At 50.6% G+C, this 24526-nt stretch carries 19 protein-coding genes and 7 pseudogenes; 14 read left to right on the plus strand and 12 right to left on the minus strand.

From position 1 onward, the window contains the following. Positions 1–248: 248 nt before the first annotated feature. From DXT74_RS12305 to DXT74_RS12315, 3 genes and pseudogenes are all read right to left on the minus strand, one after another. Positions 249–1319, minus strand: a complete 1071-nt coding sequence (locus DXT74_RS12305) for a competence protein ComEC (protein ID WP_194426091.1) — start codon at positions 1317–1319, stop codon at positions 249–251. A 45-nt stretch (positions 1320–1364) separates the two neighbouring features. Continuing rightward, complete coding sequence (locus tag DXT74_RS12310) at positions 1365–1760, minus strand: Mov34/MPN/PAD-1 family protein (RefSeq protein WP_317647352.1); 396 nt, start codon at positions 1758–1760, stop codon at positions 1365–1367. A 62-nt stretch (positions 1761–1822) separates the two neighbouring features. Beyond that, positions 1823–2322, minus strand: a pseudogene (locus DXT74_RS12315) (transposase); the annotation flags it as partial. A 37-nt stretch (positions 2323–2359) separates the two neighbouring features. Between DXT74_RS12315 and DXT74_RS23215 the strand changes: the two are divergent. Next, a complete protein-coding gene (locus tag DXT74_RS23215; RefSeq protein ID WP_370551722.1) occupies positions 2360–2668 on the plus strand; it encodes an IS3 family transposase in 309 nt (102 codons plus the stop codon). A gap of 207 nt (positions 2669–2875) precedes the next feature. Here the strand turns inward: DXT74_RS23215 and DXT74_RS23220 are convergent. Continuing rightward, positions 2876–3015, minus strand: a pseudogene (locus DXT74_RS23220) (transposase); the annotation flags it as partial. A gap of 815 nt (positions 3016–3830) precedes the next feature. Between DXT74_RS23220 and DXT74_RS12325 the strand changes: the two are divergent. Beyond that, the gene (locus DXT74_RS12325; RefSeq protein ID WP_194426093.1) at positions 3831–4280 is read left to right on the plus strand and encodes a MarR family transcriptional regulator; all 450 of its coding nucleotides are present in this window, start codon (positions 3831–3833) and stop codon (positions 4278–4280) included. Between the two features lie 729 nt (positions 4281–5009). Here DXT74_RS12325 and DXT74_RS12330 read toward each other — a convergent pair. From DXT74_RS12330 to DXT74_RS12350, 5 genes and pseudogenes are all read right to left on the minus strand, one after another. Then, positions 5010–6130 (minus strand): IS3 family transposase gene (locus tag DXT74_RS12330; RefSeq protein WP_194426094.1). Its coding sequence is split into 2 segments (ribosomal slippage): positions 5010–5872 and positions 5872–6130, totalling 1122 coding nucleotides; the frame shifts between segments, so codons are not numbered across the junction. A 68-nt stretch (positions 6131–6198) separates the two neighbouring features. Next, positions 6199–6836 (minus strand): annotated as a pseudogene (locus tag DXT74_RS12335) (IS5 family transposase); the annotation flags it as partial. Between the two features lie 246 nt (positions 6837–7082). Next, a pseudogene (locus tag DXT74_RS12340) lies at positions 7083–7688 on the minus strand (trypsin-like serine protease); the annotation flags it as partial. Positions 7689–8187: 499 nt separating this feature from the next. After that, positions 8188–8328 (minus strand): annotated as a pseudogene (locus DXT74_RS12345) (transposase); the annotation flags it as partial. Positions 8329–8831: 503 nt separating this feature from the next. After that, positions 8832–9065 (minus strand): helix-turn-helix transcriptional regulator, encoded by a 234-nt coding sequence (locus tag DXT74_RS12350; RefSeq protein WP_194426095.1) that lies wholly within the window; start codon positions 9063–9065, stop codon positions 8832–8834. 355 nt (positions 9066–9420) lie between these two features. Here DXT74_RS12350 and DXT74_RS12355 point away from each other — a divergent pair, with 355 nt between their 5' ends. The 5 genes from DXT74_RS12355 (at position 9421) to DXT74_RS12375 (ending at position 13053) form a co-directional block, all read left to right on the plus strand. Beyond that, positions 9421–10248, plus strand: coding sequence for a hypothetical protein (locus DXT74_RS12355; RefSeq protein WP_194426096.1), 828 nt, complete (start codon positions 9421–9423; stop codon positions 10246–10248). 24 nt (positions 10249–10272) lie between these two features. Then, a complete protein-coding gene (locus DXT74_RS12360) occupies positions 10273–10749 on the plus strand; it encodes a hypothetical protein (RefSeq protein WP_194426097.1) in 477 nt (158 codons plus the stop codon). A 26-nt stretch (positions 10750–10775) separates the two neighbouring features. Further along, positions 10776–11432, plus strand: a complete 657-nt coding sequence (locus DXT74_RS12365; RefSeq protein WP_194426098.1) for a hypothetical protein — start codon at positions 10776–10778, stop codon at positions 11430–11432. 101 nt (positions 11433–11533) lie between these two features. Continuing rightward, positions 11534–12265, plus strand: coding sequence for a type IV toxin-antitoxin system AbiEi family antitoxin domain-containing protein (locus DXT74_RS12370; RefSeq protein ID WP_194426099.1), 732 nt, complete (start codon positions 11534–11536; stop codon positions 12263–12265). Between the two features lie 272 nt (positions 12266–12537). After that, positions 12538–13053, plus strand: a complete 516-nt coding sequence (locus DXT74_RS12375) for a 3'-5' exoribonuclease (protein ID WP_194426100.1) — start codon at positions 12538–12540, stop codon at positions 13051–13053. Between the two features lie 212 nt (positions 13054–13265). Here DXT74_RS12375 and DXT74_RS12380 read toward each other — a convergent pair whose 3' ends face one another. Further along, the gene (locus DXT74_RS12380) at positions 13266–13985 is read right to left on the minus strand and encodes a hypothetical protein (RefSeq protein WP_194426101.1); all 720 of its coding nucleotides are present in this window, start codon (positions 13983–13985) and stop codon (positions 13266–13268) included. Between the two features lie 166 nt (positions 13986–14151). Between DXT74_RS12380 and DXT74_RS12385 the strand changes: the two genes are divergently transcribed. The 5 genes from DXT74_RS12385 (at position 14152) to DXT74_RS12405 (ending at position 20723) form a co-directional block, all read left to right on the plus strand. Beyond that, on the plus strand, positions 14152–14403 hold the full coding sequence (locus tag DXT74_RS12385; protein ID WP_194426102.1) for a hypothetical protein: 252 nt from the start codon (positions 14152–14154) through the stop codon (positions 14401–14403). Positions 14404–14730: 327 nt separating this feature from the next. After that, positions 14731–15459, plus strand: coding sequence for a TnsA endonuclease N-terminal domain-containing protein (locus tag DXT74_RS12390; protein WP_194426103.1), 729 nt, complete (start codon positions 14731–14733; stop codon positions 15457–15459). Further along, positions 15456–17486: a Mu transposase C-terminal domain-containing protein gene (locus DXT74_RS12395; protein WP_194426104.1), complete on the plus strand. Its 2031-nt coding sequence runs from the start codon at positions 15456–15458 to the stop codon at positions 17484–17486. Before DXT74_RS12390 ends, DXT74_RS12395 begins: the two co-directional genes overlap by 4 nt. Continuing rightward, positions 17479–18465 carry a TniB family NTP-binding protein gene (locus DXT74_RS12400; protein WP_194426105.1) on the plus strand — a complete coding sequence of 329 codons (987 nt, stop codon included), beginning with the start codon at positions 17479–17481 and terminating at the stop codon, positions 18463–18465. Before DXT74_RS12395 ends, DXT74_RS12400 begins: the two co-directional genes overlap by 8 nt. Continuing rightward, positions 18462–20723 carry a TniQ family protein gene (locus DXT74_RS12405; protein ID WP_194426106.1) on the plus strand — a complete coding sequence of 754 codons (2262 nt, stop codon included), beginning with the start codon at positions 18462–18464 and terminating at the stop codon, positions 20721–20723. The genes DXT74_RS12400 and DXT74_RS12405 overlap by 4 nt, the downstream gene beginning before the upstream one ends. Positions 20724–20788: 65 nt before the next feature. On the opposite strand, the gene DXT74_RS12410 is transcribed toward DXT74_RS12405, so the two are convergent. Beyond that, complete coding sequence (locus tag DXT74_RS12410) at positions 20789–21613, minus strand: hypothetical protein (protein ID WP_194426107.1); 825 nt, start codon at positions 21611–21613, stop codon at positions 20789–20791. A 249-nt stretch (positions 21614–21862) separates the two neighbouring features. Next, positions 21863–22997, minus strand: a pseudogene (locus DXT74_RS12415) (IS3 family transposase). A 141-nt stretch (positions 22998–23138) separates the two neighbouring features. On the opposite strand from DXT74_RS12415, the gene DXT74_RS12420 reads away from it, so the two are divergent. Both DXT74_RS12420 and DXT74_RS22875 read left to right on the plus strand, forming a co-directional pair. Continuing rightward, positions 23139–23396, plus strand: coding sequence for a hypothetical protein (locus tag DXT74_RS12420; RefSeq protein WP_194426108.1), 258 nt, complete (start codon positions 23139–23141; stop codon positions 23394–23396). Between the two features lie 87 nt (positions 23397–23483). Beyond that, a pseudogene (locus DXT74_RS22875) lies at positions 23484–24166 on the plus strand (IS3 family transposase); the annotation flags it as partial. Positions 24167–24526 lie beyond the last annotated feature (360 nt).

A 24526-nucleotide genomic window follows, 5' to 3' on the forward strand; every position in this document is an offset into this window, starting at 1 on the left:
TCATGAACAAGGTGATGAGCGAAGACAAACGGCTGGACAGACAACTAGTCGTATTCTGGGGTCAGCGAAGGGCATGCTCCCCTCGCGACGTAATGACCTTATCTAACGCACAGGTACTGTAGATCAAAACCGATGACCGTGAATCGGCACAATGCATGGAGCACAGTTCGAGAACCTGACGGCGGAACACCTGGATGCACACAACATTGTTAGCCGAGGGTCAAAGCGATGCCGATTTTCAGCCGTAGTCAATTTTCTTGATCTTCAGGATACGCCGCCTGGGAAATCGATACCCAACCCTCGCGGGTGATACCTGCGCCGATGCGGATGCTCTTGCTTTCGGTGGCCGCCCAATGCCCACCCCGATGCAATACAGCGCGAATCACCGACTTCCGAGGATGGTCCTCATCCGCCTTGGCAGAGCTGCATATGGCATTCCACGTATGCTTGTCCGGCATGCTATCCAAACGTGACCCAACCAGTTGATCCAGGATTTCAGTCGAAACATTGTGTCGCCCACCATGGTGAGGCACCTGGAAATACCGAATGCCTGGCAACGCGAGCCCCACAAAAGGCGCGTAGTTGATCACCTCTTGTAGCGCTTCGCGTCCAGCATCGCCAGTAAGCATGACGCGATGGCCGTTCAAGACGGCAGACTGCACCACACTCATCTCATTCTCGCGGCTGGTCGGTTCGGAGGGGAAATGCTCCTCGCCCCACAGAGACTTGATGTAGGCGGTCGCGGCCTTCACAGCCAGGAATATGCTGCTCAGCGCACTATCTAGAGCACTTTCCTCGACGGCTTCCGGTATCTTCGCGGAGTCCACAATCAGATCAAGGTAGCGCCCCAAGGTCGGCGCCATGACCGTGAACGGACCAATACTCTGCTCCTGAAGAGGGGCATGGATTGGAATTCCCTTCTCCACCGCAAGATCCTCAAGAATTGCCGTGGCATCGTAGATGGAGCGCAACTTCCGTCGTAGTGCTTCAGCCGATTCATAGGTCTCAAAGCGATCGATCAACTGGCTCGCGTATATCCACGGTCGGTTGATCCAAAGATTTCTGACCGTGCATTGCTCCAGCACTTTTCGTAGCCCATTGGCGTGGTCGCGGTCAGGGTGCGTGAGGATCACATGGTCAATGACAGTTGTTCCGTAGTAGGTCTTCAGATGCTCGACAATCTGATCTCCAGTATCCAGATATCCGCCATCCACGACGTGTACGCCCGCAGTGCCATTCACTGAGTAGCGTAGCGTGATCGCATCCCCGCTTTTCGCTGTTTCGACGCCAAGAAAGTTGATCTCAAAGTAGTCAGCCATACATCCCTCTTGTTTTATGCCCACAAAGAGCCGGTGCCTCTGCGCCTACCAGCGATCCACTGCACATGTGAGTCCTGTCGGAGTCCATACCAACGACACGGCTGGAAGACCGCCAGCATCCTCGGCTATGCCGCGCAATGTATCTCGGTCGATACCCGAATGTGCTCCGCCTTTCGGGTGGCTGTGCCACGTTCCGATAAAAGCGAGATACCCCAAAGAGGCCGCGTTTGCGGCCCGCAAATTTTGAACAAGCCCATTGGTTCCGAGGACGAAGCGGGCGGCCTCTCGAACGCTGTCAGGCGGTGCCTCAACAAGGCCCGCAATGGTGATGGTTCGATTTTCAAACGAGATGCGGCCAACCAAGGCACCACCTGTTTCCAGAGCCCCCCAGCTCAGCGCATCAGCATGGATTGCTTGCGCAACCGGGGATAGGACCCGAATGTTCCAGCCACCATCGTCTGCGACTTCAAGCGCAGTGGTCGGGCCAAGGCTGGCGCGGGTCCACCCTGAGCCTGCATGTCGTCATGCACCTTGCGATAGCCATAGACACCGCCACTTTCGAGCCAGGCCTGCTTGATATGCCCCAGCAAGCGCTGGTCTTCGCGAGCTCGCGGTGAGTACGGTGACGCTTTCCAGGCGTAGTAGCCACTGGGGTGCACCGACATAACACGACACAGACGTCGAATAGGGAACTGCTGCTCATGGGCCCGGATGAAGGCATACCTTACCCGGACTCCTTGGCAAAGTATGCGGCGGCCTTTTTTAGGATGTCGCGTTCCTCGGTGACCCGTTTCAGCTCTGCCTTGAGATGGCGGATTTCGGCTTGCTGGTCTACTGATTCGGCCGGTTTGGCACGCGTGGGGTCGTAGCGTTTCAGCCATTGATACAGGCTGTGGGCAGAGACGCCGAGACGGCTGGCGACTTCGGCCACTGGGTAGCCACGCTCGGTTACCTGTTTGACCGCTTCAATCTTGAACTCTTCGGGGAAACGCTGCCTGCTCATGACACCTCCTTGTGGGGCCTAGTGTGAGGCTCTTGAAGTGTCTAGGAAAGGAGGGGCGATTCATAATGCGGCATTGCGGGTAAGGTTGCGTGAACTGGCTGATCGACGCCGGCGCTTTGGCTCACCACGGCTGCATTCCTTGTTGCGCCGCGAGGGCTGGCCAAACCACAAGCGAGTCGTGCGGATCTACAAGGAAGAGGGCTTGTTACTGCGGTTGCGGCGACGCAAGAAGCGACCAAGCCATCTCTGGGTGGTACAGCCAATGCCGGAAGGACAAGACCGCAGCCCTCGGCGATCGATTTCGTTTCGGATACCCTGTGGAATGGTCGTCGCATCAGGGCCCTGATAGTGGTGGATACCTGGAAGCGTGAATCGGTGTGGATCGAGGTGACTACTCGTTACCTGGGCGGCGTGTCGCGCGGGTTTTAGACCAGTTACGTCGCACTGTGTGGTATTCGAATCTGATCTAGGTTAACAATAGCCCAAAGTTTACCTGTTGGGCATTGGATGAATAGGGGTATCGTCACGGTGTAACGCGGCAATTCACTATAGTGATCACTTTCACCCATTTGAGGCTGTGACTGGAAACCCCAAATCGGGGGAAGATTCGGCAACAGAGTAACCGCAATTAGTTACTTGTTTGACGGCTTCTTCTTTGATTTCAGGGGTGAAACGCTGTGTGCTCGTGGACATCCCCATGCTCAAATTATTAATATGGGAACGCTTTCAGCGGCTAACTCAGTCCACTATTGTGTTGAAAAAACCAGGTGTCTTCTTAAAATTTAAGTGATTACCGATGGTCTCGGTGGTGGCTTTGGGTTAAATTTTTAAATGTTTTTCGATGCCGTAATTAATAATAAAATCATCTTACCTAAGGGTCGTTAGCCTATTTTAAATCGAAACCTGTGGAAAATTTTTCCCCATTGTTAGATTTTATCGTAAATACGTTTTGTATGTCTATCTGTCACAAGTAAAATTTACCCATACAAATTGGTTAACTACGTTGAAAAACTATCTAAAAAGAATTGATTTACTGTAAAAATGAGCTTTCTTTTGATTTTTATTCTTAATAGCAAGGGGTTCTTAGTAAAAAATTCGGGTAATTTTTAATTATAAAAACACTAGTCTACTCATTTTATATCAAATACCATAATGAAAATATTTGGCAAAAGTGGCTGTTGATTCATGATTGAAATTGACTTAATCATGTATTTTTTATGTAAAATAAATCTGTGTTGATAGTTTATACAAGGATGTAGTCTGTAACTCATATGATATTACTAGAGGCGTCATAGGATAGATTGGTATCGATATCCATATAATCCAACATACACTAAAGGTTTTAATAAATTTTGGCTAAGCCATCCAAAGGCAAGTCAAATTAATTTATAAATCCTCTTTCTGTATATAAAAATTTACATTTCTTAGGCTAAAAATAAATGATATTTAAGTCTCAATAATTTTCTTGCATTTGATTGGAATCTAAAAAATTTTGGAGTTAGCATAAAATGAAAAATATAGAAACTTTATATATTCCCCAGAAATTACAAATAACACGGGGAGCTTACGTATCATATTGTCGCCAGCTTTTAGGTAAGCTTGGCTTAACCGAACAGCAATGGAGAGTGCTGGAAACTTTGGGGGTGCATGGGACAGTTGATACCGGAGTTATCGCAAAGCATTGTAATTTTTTTTCACCAAGCCTCACCGGGATTATAAAGCGCATGGAAAGCTCGGGGTTAGTTTACCGTCATAGGGACGATTTTGACCAACGACGAGTTAAAGTTTCTATAACAGAAAGTGGCCGAGAAATATTAGCTAAAGTCTCTCCTGCATTAGATGCTTACCATGAAAAAATTGAATTTTTTTTTACAAAACATAAAGCTCAGCAGCTAATCACTTTACTAGATCAGTTAGAAAAATTGACCGAACAAATTAGTCGAGATATTAGCTGTTAAATTTTATAGTAAATTTTAAGTAAAAACTAAAATGCAAATATTTTGCATCAATGAAACGTCATGGCTGTAGTTTGAGATGTCTCTTAGTTATAGGTGGGGTATCTTTCAAAGACATATTTCTTGAGTAAATACTGATGAGTAAAAAAAATCCCCAGCACATATGCCTTGATAAAATTCAAAACCCCTCGATTAGAGAAATGGCATTAGAAGGTGAGGTTAATTTTTTAAGGTTAGAAATAAACTTATTAAAAATTGAGTTATATTACTTGGTTTTAAGTAAACAGGCTGGCCAAAAAAATAAGTCTCTTCTTGGTTAAATTTTTTGCCAAATTTTATGTTTTTTTAAAGACCATTCCGGATGGTTAGGGGTGGCTTTAAATAAATCAGCTTCACGGTTAAGGCAAGGTGTCCCTGCGCAGACGGTACTTGATCACGGCAAGTTGGCGCAGCACTGCATCAATAATTTTGTTAATTACTCTAATTGATGTCCTGATTAAGTGTGACTATAAGTAAATGCTTCTTTGAACACAAGTCTAAAAAATATCGATTCACATTAAACTTTGTAAGCAAGAGAATTTGCAAAAATCGCATCTTGGCTAATCTCAACTTGTTAAATTATATCGACAATTATTACAATTGAGATCACCACTATAGCTATCTGGGAGAAGCTGTCAGTCACGAGGTCTTTAGACGCGTTTCGGTGTGAGATAGAGCGACGTCCCCCCATTCTCAGTAGCAGGGGGCTTTAGAGTCCAAGCTTAATTTACCTGATTTCTCTGCTAATGATTCGGCATAGGCCGCCGGTGTCAAACCACCCAGTGCTTTCTTCGGCCTTTCATTGTTGTATTCCTTTCGCCAGGCTTCGATGACGACCTGGGCATGGCGCAGGCTGGTGAACCAGTGTTCGTTCAGGCATTCATCCCGGAAGCGCCCGTTGAACGCTTCGATGTAGGCGTTCTGATTGGGCTTGCCGGGCTCGATGAGGAAGAGCTGAACGCCACGAGCATGCGCCCAGGTGAGCATGGCGCGGCTGCAGAATTCCTTGCCATTATCGGTCCGGATCGCTTTGGGCAAGCCACGTGTCTTCGCCAACTGCTCGAGGACGCGGGTCAGATGCAGGCCTCCCATCGCCCGTTCCGGAATAATGGCGACTGCCTCATGCGTGGCATCATCGACCACCGTCAGATTCTTGATGACACGCCCCTCTGCCGTTCGGTCGAACACAAAGTCCATCGACCAGACCTGATTGGCCGCCAAAGGACGAGCCAGTGGGTGACGGTCTGCCACGGGGATTTTCTTGCGCTTGAGCCGGCGGATTTGCAGACCCGCCTCGGCATAAAGCCGGTCCACCCGCTTGTGATTGACCTGTATGCCCTCCTGCCGCAGCTTCAGGTAGATCATGCCGGCGCCGTAACGTCGGTGACGTTGTGCAAGCGCGATGATTTTTGCTCTCAAGGCGACATTGCGGTCGGTGGCTGGCTGGTAACGGAATGCACTGGGGCTCATGCCAGCCAAACGCAGCGATCGACGCTCGCTGAGCCCTTTGCCCATCAGATGGCGCACCAGCTCCCGCCGTGACGGTGTGCTCACCACTTTTTTCGCAGGGCCTCTTTGGCAATCTCGTTCTCGAGCATGGTCTCGACCAGGAGTTTCTTCAGCCGTGCGTTCTCAGTTTCCAGCTCCTTGAGACGCTTGGCCTCGGAGACATTCATCCCACCGAATTTGTTGCGCCAGAGGTAATAGCTGGCTTCCGAGAAGGCGTATTTGCGGCACAACTGAGCAACGGGCATGCCGGCTTCCGCCTCGCGCAGGAAGCCAATGATCTGTTCTTCGGTGAATCGTTTCTTCATGTCCAATCTCCTTGTGGGGTTGATTGGACTCTAAAGTGATGTGCTACTCAATACTGGGAGGACGTCGCGCTGCTTTCCACCCCGCGACGCGCGATTCGCACCAAGATTCCGCGTCGGTTCAGGTGTTCACGGCAACGGCGGTAGTCATAGCCTTTGTCTGCATGCAGCTTGTAAGGCTTTTGCCTGGGCCGCCCTGGCAAACCAGGAACGGCAGGAATCGCATCGACCAAAGTTTCGAAGACTATGGAATCGTGCCGATTGGCGCCGGTAATACACAGCGCCAGTGGTAAACCTCGGCGATCTACGATGATGTGCCGCTTGCTGCCGCATTTACCTCGATCGGTGGGGTTGGGACCGGTCTCTTGGCCCCCGGGGGGCTGGCAACGCGAGCCCCGTCAATGCTTGCCCGGCTCCAATCAATTTGATCGTGTTGGCGCAGTTGTATCAGCAGGACTAGGTGTAGGCGGTCCCAAATGCCTAGCGCTTGCCAATCGCGCAGTCTTCGCCAGCAGGTCATACCGCTGCCAAAACCGAGTTCCTGTGGGAGGTCCTCCCAAGGAATGCCGGTAGTGAGAACAAACAAGATGCCGTTGAGGGCGGCAAAATCATCCAACCGCGGCCGCCCACCCCGGCGGGAACGCGGTGGTGGAGGAAGTAGTGGTTGCAATGACTTCCAGAGCTTCTGACTGACAACTTTCCGTTTCATCTTCGCCAAATGCGGGCATACGCATCTGACATCAAGAGGTTTTGTTAGCGCGTCTTAGGATGGCTTGGGTCGCTTTCGCGGCTATCCGGATTTAGCTCCGTTCTTGTAAGGCAAGAGCAGTATCCTGAAAGAGGATGCCATGCGAACCAACTGAAAACCGGCCGGTTCGCCATGCCTTCAACATTGCAGCCACCCCTGCCGAACAAAGCCCGCCAATACCGGGAATGGGCCGCATCACGGCGGGGTTTAGCCGCCAGACGGACTCAGCACTTCAGACCAGGCCTTGATGCTGCTAGCGTATTTGCACAATGCGGCGAAGGCGGAGGTGTTGCCGGCGTTGCCGTTGTATACCCCCACCTGCACGCCGTTGGGAGACAGCAGCGGGCTGCCGGAGTCCCCGCCGCGGCCCACCATGCCGTTGGCAAGCAAGGAGACGCCGTTGGCCAAGGGCGACGGCCCCAGCCGCTGGATATTGGCGACGCGGACATCCATCAGACTGGCCGCCAGTTGGCCGCCGGTCTCCGCCATGCGTAGATTGGCCTGCATTGCGCCTATCCCGCTGTCGCAGTCCTCCTGCGCCACTACTGGCACTGTCCTAGCTCCGTCCAAGCCGGCGATGGGACGCGGCAGTTTAACTAAGGCCAGGTCCACCGCCACGCCGTTATAGTCGAACTTGATCCAGTTGGGCTTGGCGTTGTTACGTATCGTCTTCACGCTCTGGGCGAAGTCGTGACCGTAATGAGCGGTAACGCTGCTCCAGTTGTCCAGGATGCAATGCGAGGCGGTCAGTACCAGATCAGACCCCACCAGCGAGCCGCCGCAGATATTATTGCGGCCAGGCGAGCTGCTAAATTTGAGCTTGACGTAGTGGGTTTAAGCCGGCGAGAACGGCGCGGCCGAGACCAGTGGCGCGCTGGCCAGCAAGGCTGCGGCAATGATGATTTTTTCCACAGTAAAATACCCGTTTGCTAAGTGTTAAAGGAAAACTTACTAACTCAGCTAATCCCGAAAAATAATGCGTCAAATAGAACCAACAACCGGATGCACGCTACGCGGAAAAACACATACGGCAATAAGGGGTGACTTAAATTGCATGCCAAGTTTTGCAAAAGTATTGTCACAGACAAGCTTATTGGCACTCAGGCTGCCAGAAGAAAGATTTCACCGGCCGGTTTTGTTCGGCAGGGCAGGTATCGCATCCCGGATAATCATTTGAGCAAGCGCATCTGGAAACTTGCCCTTGCCCGTGAAAGTATGGACATGCTTTTGCAAACCCTAAAACAGCAAAAATAATATTAGTCAACACACATAAAAAGCCCGCGCCACGCGGGCTATCCGCAAGGAAACCCGCTTCGTACTTGTCGCGAAACGAATTCTCGGCCATGCGCATCGCCACTAAAGCCGCCATCCAGAAAGCGTAACGCAGGCGCGCATTGCCCCGCTTGGAAAGCCGTTCCTTTCTTTTCGACCGCTCCGACTGGGACTGCGCTAAGAGTGGCTAACAAACCCCTGATGCCGCGTTGCGCCCCCCTTGTCGTACTCAACTGCCTGCGCCGGCACGCCTTGGCTCAGGTTTTCTGCGAGGTTTTGTTAGCGGCTCTTAGCTAAGAAGTGTATATCTTGGCATGGAGTGCTTATTATGGCTACGTCATTGAAGTTTTCCATGCCATTTGCAGCAACTATCCACGCGAGGTAGTTGGATGACAGCTATGTGGCCCACAGCGAGAGTTCGGTGTCAGGTTGTGATCGACCACACTTCAAAGCAGACGGTTAGACCGATCGGCGAGCGACCGCTCAGCGGCGATAGTTCACATTCGCAGGATAGAAAAGCTGCCGTTCGTTGTTGCCTCTGACTGAACGAAAACTAATCGATCCAATGCCGACCAAATCGGGGTAAGAGCTCAACGTCTGCTTTGGCCGAAAACCGGTAACGCAATAGCGCCCAAAAGTTACCGTAGCAAGCTACCAGCAGACTGAGGAAGTCGGAGGCCTTTCTCACCACCACCTAAAGTGGCGCATGAACTCCTCGCGCTCGACCTTGAGCGCCTTTAGCCAGTCGGCCAACTCGACGATGTCCAACCGTCGCTCCAGATTCTCGACCTTTGCGACATAAGACTGTGGGCGTACGAGCGTACTTGCCAACACGGTTTGCGTGATGCTCCGTTGCTCCCGTTCTGCAACAAGTCGCCTGATCAAAGCCTGGTAGCGATCATCATGGATGGTTTTCATCCAGCCATGGCAGCACTTGCCTTGAATTATCCCAAAATGGGATAATTGATTGACATGCTATTGCTTGGTCCTCGTGCTTATGACGCCGACAACTCAAATTACCCTGGCGGTAGTAGACCTCGCTGTCCTAGTGCTCGCTCTTCTGCATGGCCGGCTGGCTTAAGTACCTGGTGAGCCGGTGCTATCACAGTAAGCGCAGTCGGGAATCAGTATGCAGGCTCTCCGGTAGCTGAGGAGGGGAAAGTCTGCAAAGGCCTGCACGGTTACTCTATGACCAGAAACGAAATTGGTTGGATATGTACCGATGACAAAGACGACTGGCAGTAAACGATTTTGAGATCAAGAAAGGAATGGGATGAAGAAGATCACAGACCAAAAGCTGCAGAGAAACGACTCAGCCGATCAATGGAAACGGTACATCTTCTTGGCAGGCTGCGCCGGGGCTTTATGGCCGCTAACGGCCATTTCCGCAACGGCAACGCTAGTCAGCTCACCGTTTAAGAGTCTGGAGACTGCTACATACGTTCAGCCTGCCATCGAAAGAGCCATCTTTGTGAGGGGAGCAAAAGTCGGTGACAGCCGAACGGCTGCGGCTGGGGACAGCTTGCTGGTCATGGATTATGGACCCAAGACCGTAATACCGAGCATCGAAGTAGTTAGCGATCTTTCCCTGACTACCGGCGATGCCGCGCTGAATCTGAAATCTGGCGACAAGGTCATGCCAGAGGCTCGCCTGCGTGATGCTTCCGGCCGAACTTTTTATCTCGTACTGACAGACCCGAAAACCAGTAGTTTCCTCAGGAAGGATCGCTATTTTGCTCTGACAGAGACCGGAGAGGTGCTTGATCGGACATTCAGCACCCGGTCGGACGGCTACCTCACACGGGAAGAGGTCAAGGTTGCTAGTGGTCGCTTTTCCTTAAATCTCGAGGAGAAATCGGGCCAGTCGCGATGCAGCCTGTCGACCGTTTTCCTGGGGCAGTCTGAAGGGACACTCAAGCTGAAGCTGGTTCGCTCCGATGCGAACGGTGCGGTGAACGCCGAGCAGGTTCGTTCGTTTGCGTTGGGGGTAAGGTCGGTGTCGCTGCCAGGGGCCAAGTTGACCGTTACGAGGGCAGATGCCAAGTCCATTAAGGTTCATATCGATAGTTTGACCCCGGTCGACTGTCTGGCGGGCCTGTAAGGTCAGTACTCAGGGGGCAATGCGATGGGCGCGGTCATACGGCTACTGGCAATTACCGGAATCGGCCTGGCCGCGGCCTTCTCTCAGGCTGGGGAGTTGAGCGAAGCAGTTTCCATAGTGGCACGTACTCATCAAACCACCCAGGCCACTACCCAGGGCCATGCGGCCTACGTGATTTATGTTGGGCAATTTAACGATTGCGAAGCCGTATCAGCACGTTCCAATGGCCACGACCAACACTTCCGTATCTGCGGCAACAACGTCATAGATCGCCACTCCGTGGCGCCGACGTGGCCAGAAGGGCCGGGTAACAAACGGGTGCTGGCGGCCGTCGTCCAGAATGCAATCCTCTACGGACAGAACAGCCAGAGCGACAACGATGGTTATCTGATCCAGGCTCGAGCGTTGGGGGCGGTCGGGTCGTCATGCAAGAACCTCGAAGTGCTTATCAGCTTTGATGGCGACCTCGTCGATCACGCCCTGAAGAATGTATGCGAGTAGCAGGACAAACCTGAGGAGTGGGCGCGGTGATCAAGAAAGCCCTATTTTGGGGATTGGCATGTCTGGTAAGTTCCGGCAGCTTTGCTGCTGACACATTTCAAGTGGATCTCGGCAAGATTCAAGTATTTTCATCGGAGATCGGTAGCCATCCAACATTCCTGACGAAGGTGTTCAACAGCAAGATCAGTGCTGTCGATGAGCAGCATCCTGAACTGGCCAAAGCACTGCTGGAAGAAGTAGCTGCAGCAGGCTACCAAGTTGCGACGCCACCGGAGAAGTCTCAGCTATACACGATCGAAGAGGTCTATGCCGGCAAGCCGGATAGCTATACCTTCCCCAAGGAAAGCGAAAACACGGGACTACGGTTCCCTCTTTTTCACCTGTTGAGTAATGGGCTGCTGTGCGCCACCCTGCATGTCTGTAACGACCCAGGCATTGCTGCCAATATGGTGTTCGACAGTCTCGACAGTGCCCAGGTCGAGGCGATACACCATACAGTCCCCAAACTGTCTAAAGGGCAGAACCAAGCCACGTCCATGGTGATCAGCAAGCTCTGTACCGTGCTCGGTAGGTCCTGCTCGTTGTCCGTGGCGTTGGCATACGATCCGGTGGTTAGTCTGGACCAGCTTCGCCTGGCCAATGCTCAGGAGGGTTTTCCACGAAGCATGCTGTTGAAGAAGTAAACTTCATCAGAAGGCTTGGCTAGGTTGTTGCGTGTTTTCCCAGATAAATTTCAAATAAACTATGGAGCAATTACGAATAACCTACGCCTCTGGGGTCGTCCATGATCAGCCATACAGTACAACGCTTGATGCGAGATGCTCCCAAGGGGCAACCTCTGGACGCAAAGCTGCTGGCTGGGCTTGGTGTCAGCATGGCAATGGCGTCCTATCTTGTGAAGCAAGGATGGATGTACCGCTTGTCACAAGGTGCGTACCTATTGACCGGAGACAAACCCACCAGGGACGGGACGATCGTCTATCTCAGCCGCAAGATCGATGGTTTGCATGTGGCAGGCAAGACCGCTCTGGCATGGCGGGGGGTGAGGCACAACATCGCATTCAAGGAACGGGTAGTTATGTGGGGGCGTACACCGTACAAATTTCCGTCTTGGATCAGCGAGGTGATGTTCTACTCCTACCAAACAACACGACTTTTTGATGACAACCTGCCGTATGACTCTTGGCTGACACCTATCCCAGCTGGGCACCCTGGTGTGCTCGTATCTTGCATGGAGCGGGCCCTACTCGAGCTGGCCTCTGACATTGGGAAGGGGCAATCTATAGAAGAGGCGTGCAATCTGATGGTGACTCTACGAAGCCTGCGCACTGGCGTACTGGATGAACTGCTCTTGCATTGCACCCGCGTGAAAGTTGTGAGGCTGGCACGTGACTTGGGGCTAGCATCTGGTTACGAGTGGGGGCATGACTTGCAGAAGCACGTTGACCGCATCAGCAAAGGCAAGCGTTGGTCGGTTTTGGCGAGAGATGGTGAGAGACTGACGCTGAAGCCATGATAGAAGGAGCAAGAATATTGGGAGGTTTCTACGTGTTGGCTTGCAGCGAAGGAAGGCCCACGACTGTATTTCGCCCCGCTGATCGGTGTAGTTAGAGGAGTCAAGGAAGAGTGGCTTCGCAGTACTGGGCCGCCTCGGTAGTGTCTTCCGCGCACGCATTCATTATTCTTTTAGAAGCTATGGCCATGCCGAGGTCCAGCAACCCTGTGGCTAATGGGCGTTGCAATCTACAGAACATCCCAAGAACGACAATCTGATTGAGGTCGAGGACCATGCTCGTATTTGTCGACACCGAATTCACCGATTTCATCCAAATTGATTTAATTGCTATCGGTCTAGTGGCCGAGGATGGCCGTGAGTTCTATGCCGAGCGAAATGATTATCGTCGGGAGGACTGTAGCGATTTTGTGCGAGCCTACGTGCTTCCGTTGTTAGGCCGGGTGATGGGGGCGAGTTGCACTGCCCAAGAGCTGACGCTCCGCCTAAATGACTGGCTTGCGTCATTCGGCCAGCCGGTTACCTTGGTGTTTGATTATGCTTCTGACTGGGATCTCCTCGCGGATGCTCTGCAGGGGGAGGATGGCCGACCATTACCGAGCAACCTGGGGGAGAAGTGGCTTCTAACGACTGAAATCCTCGGTGATCCGGCTTTCCAGAAAGCCATGAATGCAATATATAGTGCAAACTGGCCTCCACATCATGCATTGGCTGATGCTCATGCATTGCGGTCTGGTTTCCTGTCGTGGAAGTCGGCTGTTCCAGCGCAGGCAGCTCCCCGTGCTTCTTAATAGCATCGGTTGATCCGCTGAATCTGCTCCAAGTCGTTCGGATTGAGGTCGTGCATAGAGGCTTCCCTTTATGGATGTCCATATTGCGAGTAGTAGAAGCTTCCACAGCTGCGGCTAATCGATAGGTAATCACCTCCGGAGTGCGACCAGCCAAAAGCAATGGGATTGGACCCGGATAGCGGCTTTATTTCTCAGGCATCTATTCGAAATACTTATTTTGACCAAGCCTCCGTCAGCTGCTCGCGATTACGATAGAAGAACTCCTCGAGCATGACCATAAATGGGGCTTGAACATAGCGGAACACGGGTTCAAGCGCTGCAGCTTGTGGTGCAAGACACTCCACCAATCGGAAGCCAGTAGAAGCATAACCAGCCATACAGGCCAGCCTGAAGTACGCACAGACGTATAGGAAATCATCAAAAATCTGCAGTTCAGGCCCTTGCGCTGATCCTCCTGTCGTAGCTGCTGGGGGAACGATCCTGTCATTCCAGAAATATTTTGCCAACTGAGGAGGAGTCACCTCTTCCTCCAGGTAGGGCTCTAACTGGTCACCAGACGTGTCTGGCTGAAAAATCATCCATAAAGGATGGTCCAGCCATCGGGTTGCATGTTTCCCGCGTGGGTCACGATCTACTTCCGTGACTAAATCAAAGCCATATTTCCCACGTTCCCCCCTGGTTGGTGCACGTCTCCCTTGAAGGTACTGGTACATGATTTTTGAGTTGGTCGGCTCCTTCTCTTCGGGACCGGGGGGCGAGAATTTCTTTGATGCACCTGAGGCGGTGTACCCCGTGTAATGCAACACCGCGTATGCCCAGGCCATACCTCGCAGCCCTTCAATCCTTCCCTTCAAATCCTTCTGCTTTAGTTGGTCGGCAGACGCCACAGTCAAGGCTGACTGGACCCCACTTGCTTTCTCGGCATTGCTCACCTGTCAATCCCTAGTGGTGTAATCAGCTGCATTCTGAATTACACAGCACTAAAGTGCAACCAAGCGTGACTACCCGTAATCTGGCGTCACTTCTTCAACGGAAGCAAACGTTCCTAGTGCGAATTATTCCGTTGATTCCCTGCTTGTTGAAAGGAGATAACAACACGTGAGCAGCAGAAACCTCTCCAAGAGTCAGACATACAACGACCTCTATGCACGGCATGGTCCACTTATTGGTGGTGCCGATCTAGCAAAAGTCTTGGGGTTTAATTCGACGGCAGCATTCCGACAGGCCCTTCACAAAGGAAACCTGCCGATCGAAGTTTTTGAAGTACAAAACAGAAAAGGGAAATATGCCCTGACCAAGGATGTCAGCGATTGGCTTGAAAGCTTAAAGCCTGGCAAGGATCCAAAATAGTAGTTCCTGATCTTTAACAATTTGAATGCAAGGCACTAACAACCGAGAGCGTTACCCATATGCTTTATGGTTGCCGCAAGGAAGGATAAAAAACGTGAGGCGGTAAGCCCTCATTTTTTAATTAGGCAGATTAAAGAAAGGAGAATACACATAATTGCCATGGTCATATTGAAAACGGCCTGAGTATTGGCGTACTCAGGCCCGTTTTCACAGTGTAGATGCTCTCTACTTCCCTGTCAATTCAACATTCCCTACATGGCAGAGGAGTAGCTGACCTCTCTGCGATCTACGTTACTTCGGTCGCACGGCAGCATTTGTGTACGCATTATGAAAATTATTCACAACAGCATTTTGCTTGCAAAACAGTGTCAGCTCACTATCACTTTTCCTGAAAATGGGAAAATCCGTTCCAGAAAGGTAGTTACTCGATCGCGAGCGAGGGCAACCGGTAAGTTTCCGAGCATGAAAATGATGCGAGCGATGCAGTGGGAATCGCCACATGAATTGAATGCATTCAGGCTTCTTGAGGCTAACCCGGCGGTTACGCACTTTCAGGAGCAGCCATGTGTGTTGCAGTTTATCTTGAATGGTGAAATCCGTAGGCATTATCCGGATATTTTGGTGGTGACACGAGAGACCAAAGAGTTCTGGGAGGTTAAGCCTGAGGAAGAAGCTAGCCGACCGGAGGTTGTAGAAAGGACTGCACTCCTTACGAAGGTGCTTCCCGCTCTTGGATATCAGTATCGCGTTGTTCTTGGTGAGGATCTAGCAAAACATCCACGAATAGAAAACGTTAACTATTTGTTGGATTATGGGCGAAAGGAAATTACTCCCATCATCAGGGAGCAAGTTCGCTTACTCTTTAACTTCTCAAAGCATCAACGATGGCGGGATGTCATCAAAGCAGAAAATGGCAAAATTAACCGCGATCATCTCTGTCGTCTAATTTTGGATGGTGATCTTCACATCGATATTGATCAAAAAATATCGGATGCGACAGTTCTTTCATGGAGAGAGGTTCCTCTTTCCGAAACAGGCTGGAGGAGCGGGAAATGACAACCTTCTCCATTCAGAGCAATGTTGATGTTTCTATCAAAGGAAAGCCGCTCACCATTATTCGCGAAGTTGGCAATAGCATCTGGCAGCTAGAAGAACAATCAACAAGGCGTATCTATGAGTATTCTCACAGAGAATTACTGGATCTATATACCCAGCGACAATTGAAGTTCAAAAGTGGTCGCCAGCTTGAGCGTGCGCGAAGAGATGTTGGCGAAGTTGATTTTGTTGTTCAGGCTGATTCGCAGCTGATGGATGATGCCAAGCTTCGACGTTTATACGCAAAGGCCGTACTAGGGATTCCTGCCTCAAAGGCAGTGATGGTGCCGATCATTCACCAGACATGGGAAAAATTAGGGATGCCAAATGAGCCCCCTCACTTTTCTACAGTCTGCCGTTGGCGAAGGCGTTTTCTTGAGAGAGACCAATCAATAGTAGGGATTATTGCCCAAGATCTGAAAAAAGGAAACCGGGAGCGACGATTTCCGGAGGAGGTAATTAGTATTGCTAATGACTCTATAGATATAACTTACTTAACATCGGAGCGGAAAACCCAGCAGGACGCACTTGATCATGCCGAAAATATTGTCAGGCAAGAGAATAAACTGAGGCCTATCAGTAGACAGCTTCCAATTCCAACGCGGCGACTCATACGGTCGTTAATCAGTGAAATACCCGCCTATGATCGTTGTGTCGCTCGCTATGGCAGGGAAATTGCGACCAAGTTATTTCGATCAGTGGAGGCTCATCGAACAACACTTCTTCCTTTGGAACGTGCCGAAATTGATCATACGCGGCTGGATATTATGGTCGTAGATGACGAAACCGGCATGCCACTTGGTCGTCCCTGGCTATCTCTCTGTGTAGATGATTTCACCCGTTGCATCCTTGGGATTCATGTCAGTTTCTCTCCGCCCAGCTACCTGAGCGTAGCCAAGTGTATGCAGCATGCTTTGATGCCAAAAGCAGGATTGAAAGAGCTATACCCCTCTGTTAGCCAAGACTGGTTTTGCTTTGGATTAATGAGGGAGTTAGTGGTTGATAACGGCACTGAGTTTCATAGCAAAAGCCTAGAGTCAGCATGCTTGATGTTTGGCATTGAAATTCATTACTCACCACGAAAGACGCCATGGTTTAAAGGAAAGGTTGAACGAGTTCTTGGGACGCTAAACAGGGGAGTCGCCCACGGTAACCCAGGAACGACTTTCAGTAACATATTTGAAAAGGGGGATTATGATCCCGAGAAACATGCTGTCGCACGACTAAGCGCTCTGCAGGAAGCCATTCATATCTGGGTTGTCGATCACTACCACCAAAAGGAACATCGAATACTAAAAACTCCACCGAAGTTGGCCTGGGAAAATGGGATCGCAGTTGAAGATATTCGTCTCCCTGATAATCCAGACCTTTTCGATGCAATTGTTGGTAAGGCATATCCACGCCGTTTGACTCACAAGGGTATTGAATATAACGGCTTGTTTTACAATTCACCTGAGCTTGCCAATCTACGGCGTAGGCATGGCGAGAAGTTGGATGTTGAAATTCGTGTCAATCCTGAAGACATTGGTTCTATTCATGTTATTTCTCCAGACAAGAGGCAGCTTTTTAAAGTCAATGCAATTGCGAGAGAGTATGCACAAGGGCTGACTGAGTGGCAGCATGAGCTTTGTAAGAAGTATACGGCTCGTCAACTTCACAAAGCACCCGACCCATCGATATGGCTGGAGGCAAAGGAAAAAATCCGCCTGATCTTCGACGCAGAGAAAAAATGGAAGAAAAAGGTTGTGCGCCAACAGCGAGCTTCTGAAAAGAAAGCTCGTAATAGCATTAATGCCCAAGTAGTCAATGCTGAACCAAAGATTTTCCAGGCTGCCCCCCTTCCGCTGGAGATTACCCCGGAGGGTACTCCGGATATCGCTGTCGAACAGAGAGTGGTGAGAGCTAAGCCTATTAAACGATTTTCCCCTATTCAGCAAAATAGAAGCGAAATTACGCTTGCCAAAGAAAGGAATAGTCATAATGAATAATGTAAAAACTATTGTTGAGAACACTCTTGTTCCGCATACGGCTTTTGCCAATGCGACTACACAATTGGAGCAGTGTTTTCTTTATGCCGAAAATGCAATCGAACCTATTTGTATTCCAATTCTTGGCGAATCCCGTACAGGGAAATCTCGCTCCCTTGAGAGTTTTATGATGGAACATGAGAAATCTAGAAGTGAGAATGGTGCAATTATTCCAATCTTTGCAGTAAGAACACCGGCTAAGCCTACAGTAAAGGGATTGGCAGGGATGATGCTACGAGCCCTTGGCGACCCCAAATTTGACAGTGGTACTGAGCAATGGAAAACCCACCGTTTACAAAAATTGATGTCTGAGTGTGGTACTCGCATGGTGATTATCGACGAATTCCAGCACTTTGTGGATAAGGGGTCCGCTAAAATTAGCTACCATGTTGCGGATTGGCTCAAAATACTGATTGACGAATCAAAAGTGGCACTTGTGGTCGCAGGTCTTCCTTCATGTATACAGGTTTTGGAGTCAAATGAACAACTTGGAGGGAGGTTTCTCGCTCCTATTATGATGCCTAGGTTTGACTGGAGGAATGAAGAGCACCGTGAAGAATTTATCGCGATCCTAGATGCCTTTGAGAATAGTTTGTCCTCTCACTTTGATTTCCCCCAGTTTACTTCCGATGAGATGGCATTTCGCCTCCATTGTGCTAGTGGTGGATTGATCGGTTATCTTGCAAAAATATTGCGCACCGCAGTATGGCAGGCGGTTGATGGTGCGAAAAAAATAATCTCTATTGCTGATCTGCAAGTGGCTTTTCATAAGTCTGTCTTAACCAATTCTCTAAACTCAGGCATTCCGGATCCATTCGCAAGTAACTTTTCTGTCCAGCCCACTAGTGAGATTCTTGATTGCTTTGCCAAGTTAGGAACTCGTACTGAACAAGCCACTAATCGGCGTGTTACCTCTCGCCGTAAGAAGGTAAATGAATGAAATTACTTCTTGTAACTCCTGCCCCGAACGTTACTGAAAGTCTTTTGGGGTACGTTCTGCGTCTTTCGGAGCGAAATGGTTATGATACGCCTTGGCATATCCTATCATTTGCCGGATTTAATCAAAGTGAGATGAAAACCGCCGGGTTCCCAATTCAGAAGCTTGCTTCGGTATTGGGACGTAGCACTGCAGAGCTGGAGCCATTGTCCTATCGTGTCCAAGATGGCTCCAAGTCATTCAAGCTGCTTGGGCAGCCATTGGGGGGCTCACTGACGTATCGGCCGCTACGCCTGAGCATGCCGGCATTCTGCCCTGCATGTGTGGATGAACTGGGATTTATTGATGCATTTTGGGATTTGAGAGCTGCAGTAGCTTGCCCAAGACATGGCCACCGATTGCTGGAATCCTGCTCGGTATGTGCTAATCCCATCACGTGGTACCGCCCTGGTTTGTTCCAATGCAAATGCGGAGCAGACCTCCGTGATGTTCCGCTTGAGCCTGTCGAACCTGCGGTAGTGGAGATGATGCAGATCATCGTTTCTAAGGTGCATGGCCATACACAGCTGCCAAATCTTATTAGCCGATTGCCCGTTACAGCGCTGTGGAAGCTTTCCCTTAGATCATTACTGGATTTACTGAACACATTAGGTAACTACGCGATTGCTGGAAATAATTTAGATAAGCTATCTGGTACTTGCATAGTGAGTGCTGCTGTTGCTGTGTTAGACAATTGGCCATTGAATTTCCATACGTTCTTACGTAAATTGGATCAGTCACAGGTGTCGGGTATTGCCAAGCTGACTCTTAGGAAAAGATTTGAGGTGTTTTATGTTTCCATGTTCAAAAAGCGAAAGAGTGCGGTAGATTTCACGTTCCTAAAGAAAGAGTTCATTCATTTTGGCGCTACTGAATGGGGTGAAGGGATCGTCGATCAACGAATGATTGATGGTATGGAAACCAAGCAGCGCTTCATGTCAAAAAGCAAATTGGCTGAGTTTGTTGGTGTCGATAAAAGAACGCTCACTACTTGGGCGAGCCAAGGGAAAATTCAAATTAAATCAGTAAATGTAGGTGGCCAAACGCGTTACATCGCCGATGCCGCGCCACTTGCGTCCCCTTCAATAGTTGAAGGGCGCTACCTTGATGAACGCGCCGCGGCAAAATTTTTGGGGTTACCGGTAACGGCCCTGTCGTACCTGAAGGCCTCGGGGCGCTATGTGGTTCGGCATATGCCGGTGTTCAAGCGTGGCTATCATCAGGCTGATTTGATGTCTTTCCAGGAGGAGCTGTGCAGTAAGAGTGTACTGATTGCACCCATGTCATTGGGGGAAGACACCCTCTCCCTCGAATATGTTATGCAGGAAATCAGGTTTTGGTCGAGAGACGGTAAGGGGGCCTTTATCGCGGCTTATCTTGATGGGGAGATATCATCTCCAGGGCGAACAGGGGATGGTATCGGGACAATCTGTTTTTTGAAAATAGATGTTGTGGCTTTTGCCTCCCTGTTCAGGATGCAGGCCTCTAAGGGGGCCATTTCCCTTCAGGAGGCCGCAAAGATCATCGGTTGTACTTCTCAGGCTGTGAAAGACCTCATTGGGAAAGAGTACTTGGAAAGCAGCCCAGCCCCGGCAGGGTTGCGAGTTACCCGTGAGTCCGTGATGCGTTTTGTAGGAAAATATGCTTGTCTTCATGGCATGGCAGGTGAACACCGTACCACAGTAGCTCGTCTGAAACGGCTCTGTGATCAGTCAGACCTGGATGTGCTCAGTATTGAATGTCAAAATACTAGTCCCTCCTTTTATGTGTTCAAGGGGGGCTGTGCGCAGCTCGAGAATTTGTTGAGCAATGATCGGCCTAAAAAGCAGGTCTCAGCGGTTGAGTCGCTCAAACGTTATTTGGAGAACCTTCAAAAAGATGATGTTTTGCTTCCAAGGAGAGCCGGGTCTCCTAATTTGAAGGCCATTGCAGCCGCATGCAATTTTGAGCGCAGTGTTTTTTATAAAAATCTTGATGCTCAATCAATGTTGTTGGAATTTTCCAAAGGTGAGGCACTGCGTCATCGAATTCGCTTGCAGTGCAGGCCCATTGACGCACTCAAAGCATATCTTGCTAATCTAACGATGACAGGCACACCGCTGCCAAGGCGCGGAGCTCGGCCAAACATGCGTCTTATTGCTGAAGGCTGTGGATTCAAGCGCGATTTACTCTACTCGTCAAGTGAAATGCAAGCGCTGATTGAGGAGTATAGCGGTGATTGATATATGTAGTGGATTTTTTGGGGAAAATTTATTATTTTATTTTCCATCATTTTTGATGGTAATTCTTAAGGATATAAATGTCCTTCCCGAACTGTAACGCCAGTGTATTGGGGATTGGAACCCGGTTTGATGAGGTAGGCTTTTCCACTCGTGGCTAGTTCATAAGGTGCGCCATGCCAAAAAAAGGTAGCCTTGTTGCCAAGATGCTCAAGGAGATGATTGGTTGTGGTTGCGCTCTTCTTGATGTCCAAGCGAACCGGTATGTGTTGATCATCATGAGAAAATGTTTTCTTTGATGTTACAAAAATGTATTGCTTCCCATCACCAATACTTGCCGCACCAAATATAATTTTTCCTTGGTAGTCGAGCTGTGTTACATCATCACTTGCATTAGCAAGAAAGCTGAATGCAGTTTGGTAGGTCAGGCGCTGGTGACCAATCTGAAGCGGGTGCATGGATCGCTCAGGTGATGTCATGGCTACCCATGCACTGATGACTTCTTCAAGGGTGCCTGGGTGCATCAATGGTAATGATTTGGCCTGCCTTGCCAGCGTAAGGAGATCCGCTTTTGTCGGTGTGCTTTTTTGTCGTAAAACTGGCCCGGGGCCAAGAAGTGTTGGAACAGGATCTACTGGTGAGGGGGGGGGCTTGGGCTTGGAAACTTCTGGAACTGGCGATGATTCAACTTTCTCTCCTTCATTCATACAATCAGGCTCATGCCGAGTAGGCGCATAGAAATAAACATTCTTTAGCTTCTTTGGCCGAACTTCAACAAGGCAATTCTCGTCTGGGCAGAAAAAAGTTAGATGCTGTGCCTTATGAGCATATATAGCAGAAATTTTTGCATCTAATTCCCAGCATAGTGCTTCAGTTATGAGTTCTTCGTGCATTTTATTGGCCCGTAGAAATTTTCTATAAGGTTTTAGAGGAAGTCCTGATCGTGACTGCTTTATGCCAAAAGTTTACCCGGAATGATGGACCCTATGACTTGTTGAGTAGGGCCCATCATTGTACTGTAGGGAGTCAGGTTACTATCGAAAGAGCTTCCGCGTGATGTATTGAATTATTACAGAGGCCCCTCAATGACAAGCCACTCTGATCTGCCCCCTCCAGCCATACCAGCGATAAGGAGAGAAGTCCTAGGTTTGCATGGTAGTGGTACTGCTTGATAGTTCGGTGGTCCGCTGCTGGCGATAGCGTGCCGCAAACACTGCTGGTGGTATGCGGCCAATCGAACCGTGGGGCGCACCTGGTTGTAGTCGTCCCGCCAAGCCGCAATGATCTGCCGCGCTTCTGCCAACGAATCGAAGACATGTTCATTCAGGCACTCATCGCGGAATCTGGCGTTGAAACTTTCAACGTAACCATTCTGCATCGGTCGACCCGGCTGAATCAGAATGTGCCGGATACCATGCGTTCGCGCCCACCCCATAAACACACGACTGGTGAACCCTGGCCCATTATCCGTCCTGACTGCCAACGGATAGCCGCGAAATTGCGCCACCTGATCCAGCATGCGCGTGACGTATTGGCCAGACATCGAGAAATCTACCGCAACCTGCACCGCCTCGTGGCTGAAGTCATCGGCTACCGTCAGGCATTTCAAGCGTCGGCCACAGGCTAACTGGTCGCTGACAAAATCCATGCTCCACACCTCGTTCAACTGCGTGGCCGCCTGCAGTGGCGTACGCACGCCAGTGAGCTTGCGCCGGCGGTTGCGTCGCCTGATGGCCAGGCCTTGCTCGCGGTACAAGCGGTAAACCCGTTTGTGATTGATGCCAGGGAATTCGTGACGCAGCAGATCATGTACCCGCCGGTAGCCAAAACGGCGGCGTGTCTGCGCGATCTCGACGATGCGAGCCGTCAGCTGACACGTCAGCGCATCCGCCTGTGGCGGATGTCGCCAGGCATCTCGGGAGAGCCCCACAAGCCGGCAGGCGCGGCGCTCTGAGAGCGCTAATCCACTGCTCAACATCACGCTAATGGCCTGCCGCTTAGCCTGCGGGGCTAACGCTTTACCCCGAAGGCGACCTTGAGGGCTTCGATGTCGAGATGGGCCTCGGCCAGCAACTTCTTGAGACGGGCGTTCTCGGCCTCCAGATCTCGGGCGCGCTGAAGCTCGGCGACATTCATGCCGCCGTATTTACTGCGCCACTTATAGAAGGTGGCCTCGGAGAAACCGCCCTGCCGGCAGACCTCTTTGATGGCCATGCCCAGTTCGGCCTGCTTGAGAAAGCCAATGATCTGTTCTTCGGTGAATCTGCTCTTCTTCATGTCCGTCATTCTCCTTCAGTGACGGACTTCTCTCTACTTTTGATTGGTAAGGCCTAAGGGGAGCAGATCATTGGGAAGAAATTCAATCTTCATGGCTTAAAAAAATACGAGAGTCGTAAAAGAGAAAATCATGAAACAATGATGGAACAGGTTGAACAGGTGTTTGAAGGGAAAATCCCTCCTGCAACCCCGGACAGGGATGCCTATTTTTGTTCAGAGTTTGTAGTGTCTGCCTTTATTCGCATTGGCCTCATAGGGAAAGAGGCAACAGTAGCATTTAGGCCTGAAACATTATCACCAGAAGACATGGCCAAAGATAAGGTTTTTGGTTTTTTTTGTGGCTATATCATCCCATATGCTGGCTATAAAATTCCGGAAGACGACTATGGACTGACCTGACAACGGTAGACACTTCCGGCTTATGAATGGACTGACCTGGCTCCTGTAGGCATTCCTGCCTTATGATTTGAGCATAGGAGGATGTCCATGAGCACACCGCGTTTCACCCCAGAATTCAAAGAGGAAGCCGTCAAACAAGTCACCGAGCGTGGCTACTCCGTGGCCGAGGTTTCCGCTCGGCTTGGGGTTTCTAGCCATAGCCTGTACAAGTGGGTGAAAGCAGTCAGCCCGGATAACTCGGAGAAACAGGCTGCCGAGCTGATCGAGGCCAAGAGCGAAATCCTTCGCCTGAAGGCGCAACTGCGGCGCACAGAAGAAGAGCGCGATATTCTAAAAAAAGCCGCGCGGTACTTTGCCAGGGAGTCCGAGTAAGGTACCGCTTCATGAACGAGCATCGACATACCTGGCCGCTGACGACCATGTGCCGTTTGTTGCAAGTTGCGCGCGCCGGCTTCTATCAATGGCTACACCGCCCAGAATCTGATCACGCCAAGGAAGATGCCAGATTGCTGGCGTTGATTCGCGACTCCTGGCGAGTCAGTGGTGGGGTGTATGGGTCGCGTCGAGTTCTGGGTGACCTGCGCGAGATCGGTGAGGCATGCGGCAAACACCGTGTTGCCCGAATCATGCGGCAACACAATATCAAGGCTCAGCGCGGTTATAAGGCACCACGGCCTATTGCTGGTCGCCCTTCCTTGTTGGCCCCCAACCATCTGAACCGCGAATTCACGACATCACAGCCTGACCAAGCCTGGGTCACGGACATTAGTGTGCCGCAGCAAGCGGCGTAGGAGATGAGGGTATGGCCCCTCGCCATCGGCTTGCAGGAGCGGGTGGCAAACCACCATGAGCGGCTTGGGTCAAAAGCCCCGGTCGTGAGCGTCATGGAAAAGGCGTCGTAAAGACGTCAGGTATGGATTATGGAAGACGAACAACCGTGAACTGCTGTTCAAGTGTCGAAAGTACTCAGATGACATCAAAACCGGGGAGTGATGTTGCCCCGCGATCAGCCAAGACGATACCTGCTTACGGTCCTGGCGGTGTCCGGCATAGAGGCAGCGTCAGCCTGATCCGGGCTCTTACGTTGAACTGCGGGAACCTTCGGTGGCGATGCCAAGCGAAAGGCACAA

Origin of the sequence: Chromobacterium sp. Rain0013 (assembly GCF_015291765.1) — a bacterium.
Classification (GTDB): domain Bacteria; phylum Pseudomonadota; class Gammaproteobacteria; order Burkholderiales; family Chromobacteriaceae; genus Chromobacterium; species Chromobacterium haemolyticum.